The following is a 679-nucleotide window of genomic DNA, read 5'->3' as shown; positions in this document are numbered from 1 at the left end:
TGGGTAACCTTTTTGTGGCTGATCAGGGTATATAGCCCGACCACCTGACCTGGGTCGGTTGATTAGCAGCCCTCTGAAGGTCGTCCAGTTGGCCGAGCGGTGAATGTAATAGCCGTGAAGGAAGCGAGACTCTTCGGCGGTCAGTGGGGCACTGAGCCCGCGTTGGGCATGAGAGATGATTTTGTCAGATATTGGCCGCAACTCTGCAGGAATACTCATACGGTCATCAGATTCATCGATCGGTTGAAAGGTTACGGCGTGCTGTCTAGCCAGCATATGCATCACCCGCAGCGCAACTCTCGATAACTCTGCCCTGACCTTGCGATCCAGCCCTAGGACCAATACGGTATCTGTAGCGTCTAAATTGCGCTGATTCGGTGTGGCTTGGCTGGTTTGCTCTCGTTTAAACTCACCGTCCCCTGGCAAGCCCAGCCCCATCAGGCGCATCTGCGCGGTATTGCGTTCATCCCACTGCCGGGTAGCGCGGATGGCATTTGGGCTGAGGTTGTTATCGCCCCGTTGGTAGGGAATGACCCGGGGACGATCAACCAGCAGCCGCTCGTGCATCAGCGGCGGGTACCCGCCACCGATATCCGAATGGACCCCGGGCAGGGCAATTTCTTCATGGGCTGGGTCAACCTGGTTGAGGCTGAACAGATAGCGCTCCTCATGTTGAGCG

General features: G+C 56.8%; 1 pseudogene. It reads right to left on the bottom strand.

What is annotated here, in order from left to right:
• Window positions 1-679: pseudogene (locus tag K787_RS25270) on the bottom strand (DUF2235 domain-containing protein); the annotation flags it as partial.

It is taken from the genome of Halopseudomonas pelagia CL-AP6, assembly GCF_000410875.1.
Classification (GTDB): domain Bacteria; phylum Pseudomonadota; class Gammaproteobacteria; order Pseudomonadales; family Pseudomonadaceae; genus Halopseudomonas; species Halopseudomonas pelagia.
Note: the sequence above shows the minus strand (reverse complement) of the source record. Positions and strands in the feature narration are given on the sequence as shown.